The 2,624-nt window shown below is 52.6% G+C and carries 2 protein-coding genes; both read right to left on the bottom strand.

All coding sequences use genetic code 11. The features are described 5' to 3' along the window. Window positions 1–106: 106 nt before the first annotated feature. Window positions 107–649 (bottom strand): DUF1016 N-terminal domain-containing protein, encoded by a 543-nt coding sequence (locus tag WAZ62_RS01510; RefSeq protein ID WP_422641763.1) that lies wholly within the window; start codon window positions 647–649, stop codon window positions 107–109. 59 nt (window positions 650–708) lie between these two features. After that, window positions 709–2,624: site-specific DNA-methyltransferase (locus tag WAZ62_RS01505; protein WP_422623139.1), on the bottom strand; the 1,916-nt coding region annotated here is incomplete at its 5' end.

Genomic DNA, 2,624 nt, shown 5'->3' with positions numbered 1-2,624 from the left:
ATGACGGCGTTCAACTCGGTGCTGGGTCTCGCCTCGCATGCTTCAGCCCCCACTTACGAAACGCTCTACAGTGGCAAATGGATTCACCCGAAAGCATGATTGGCAATCAACCGGATAGGCAAGGTTCAAACAAGCCACTGTCTATCTGCCGCTTTAACTCACGCACCCCCCAACTGCCTTGCTGCGCTTCAATCTCATAAAAACTGCGTGCCTGTGCGTTGCTGACCGACAGCAGCACCACGTAATGCGACCAGCCCAGACACAAGTGTTCCGCCAACTTTTGCGTATTGGGTGGCATAGCAGATTGGTCAGACGGTGTCTGACCAATCTCTGGATACGTCTGATAGAACGAGCGACATTGCTTCAAATTGGTGACCGACACGCCTTTTAGCCCACGGCGGACAAGCTCATCTGACAAGCGCACCAACAACTGCTTGCCATACACCTGTACCCGAGATGCTGCCCCCTGCTCAAACTCCACGATATGCCAGCCAAAAAGCCAATTGCGTACGACCAGCGCGGTGTCCACCGAGCGGGCAGCTTGAGCCTGCAACTGCAGGTGAGTGACGCTGAGTGCCTGAACCAGGACAGACAGTTCAACATCACCGCTGGCGATTGACACAGTTTGCGCTTTGAATTTTTTCGTCATAAAAACACATTCATGAAACGGTGATGGTCACATTTGTCCCACAGCCCGTGGGACAAATTTCAAAGACATTTGACTTCGGTGCCGGGAGACATCAGCTTGAAGATTTGTTCGACGTTGATCTTGACACTGTCATTGGCAAAACCAGAATCACGGAACACGGCGCGCAACGGCTCCCGCTTGGCCAGCAGCTTGACGAAGTCTTCGCTGACACCCTCTTCAAAGCACGCGGCCAGCGCGTTGCCATCGACGAAGTACACGACCTTACCGGCAATGGTCTCCTGCGCGATGGGCAGCGCCAGGTCCACACCCCAGTCCAGCAGCACCTGGAAAAGCAGGTCTTCGGACGTGCGGTCTTCGCGGATGTTGTTGACCTGATCAGACAGCAGGTCTTGGGACACGGCGTCGGGGGTGTAGAACACCTCCTTCATGTTGGAGCTGTCGACTTTGAGGACGCGGAAGCCAATATCGAGGTCTTCGGCGCTAGGCTTCCCACTGTTAGCTTCCTTGATTGCAATACCTGCTAATCGCAAACGCTGCTTGCTCAATTCGGCAATGGTTCTGAAGCCAGCCTTAGAAGCATCACTGCCTTCATCGCATACTTGTGGCATCTGCACCATGATGTGGACTCGCCTTCCACCGTCATCAGCGTTTTGCGCCATCACCGCATGTGCAGTCGTTGATGAACCTGCGAAAAAGTCAAGCACGATGCTTGTCGAATTAGTCCCGCTGGCGATCAACTTTCGTAGCAACTCAGGCGACTTCGGAAAATCCATAACCGACTTGCCAAATAAGTCTTTGACCGACTTTCGACCATAATCATTTGTGATTTCTTTGTCAGTCCAAAGAGATTTAGGCAAGGTGGTGGCAGTCTGACCGTCGGCCCCAACTAGGTAGTCCTTGCGATAAATTCTCCAATCTTGACCGCTCTTCTCGGCAACTAGAAGGTCATTCTCATCGAGAACCTTCTTTGTGCCCCAAGTCCAACATGTCTTCACGCCATCAGGGGCATCGGGAAATACTTCATCACTGAATTCAACAGTCCTCTGAGTTGACACCTTTCCATCCTTTGGGCGGACATAGAGAGGGTAGTAAAGCTTTGGTCGTGTAGTGGGATTGAACGCTTGATTTCGATTTCGAAGACCCAGCAAGCGATATTTTCCGAGGGTATCAACGCGGTCGTACTCATCGACCATCTTTCCTTCTTTTTCAACTCCGGTCATCGTCGTTGGAGAGTCGCAATTTTTGCCAAAAATGATGACCGATTCGTGAGTTTTTGCAATGAACTTATCCAGATGCCGCCCTCTGGGATTCAATTGAACGGCCAACTGCGCAATGAAATTCCCATCGCCGAATACCTCGCCGCAAAGTCGTTGCAGATTGGCTCCCTCGTTATCGTCGATTGAAATGAAAATCACGCCGTCTTCACGAAGTAGGTTCCTAGCGAGCTTCAAGCGCGAGTACATCATCGAAAGCCAATCAGAATGGAAACGCCCGTTGGCCTCTGTATTGGCAACAAACCGGTTTCCCTCTTCGTCCTTCTGGTTGGATCGCTCAAAATATGACGCGGAATCCTCCGCGAAATCGTCCTCATAGACAAAGTCATTCCCCGTGTTGTACGGCGGATCGATGTAAATCATCTTGACCTTGTTCAGATAGGTCTCTTGCAACAACTTCAACGCATCGAGGTTGTCCCCCTCGATGAACAAGTTCTGCGTGGTGTCGAAGTCCACGCTCTCCGCACGACAGGGTCGCAGCGTTTTTGCGATAGGCGCATTGGCGGTCAGCAAGGCCTCCCGCTTGCCGGGCCAATTGAGCTGGTAACGCTCTTGCGGGCCTTCCACGATGGACGTGGACAGCTCCTGGCGTAACTGGTCAAAGTCGATGCTGCGCTTCACCACGCCAGCGGCATCGCGCACTTCGGTGACGCAGTTCGGGAAAAGCTGGGCCAGTTTGTCGATGTTGGCCTGGGTCAGGT

The organism is Zavarzinia sp., from assembly GCF_049306435.1.
In the GTDB taxonomy this organism is placed as follows: domain Bacteria; phylum Pseudomonadota; class Alphaproteobacteria; order Zavarziniales; family Zavarziniaceae; genus Zavarzinia.
The sequence above is the reverse complement of the archived record's forward strand: the minus strand, read 5'-3'. Positions and strand labels throughout refer to the sequence as shown.

Excerpts from the sequence above, each read along its gene's own strand:
- WAZ62_RS01510 (WP_422641763.1), bottom strand. The coding sequence starts at position 649 with ATGACGAAAAAATTCAAAGCGCAAACTGTGTCAATCGCCAGCGGTGAT.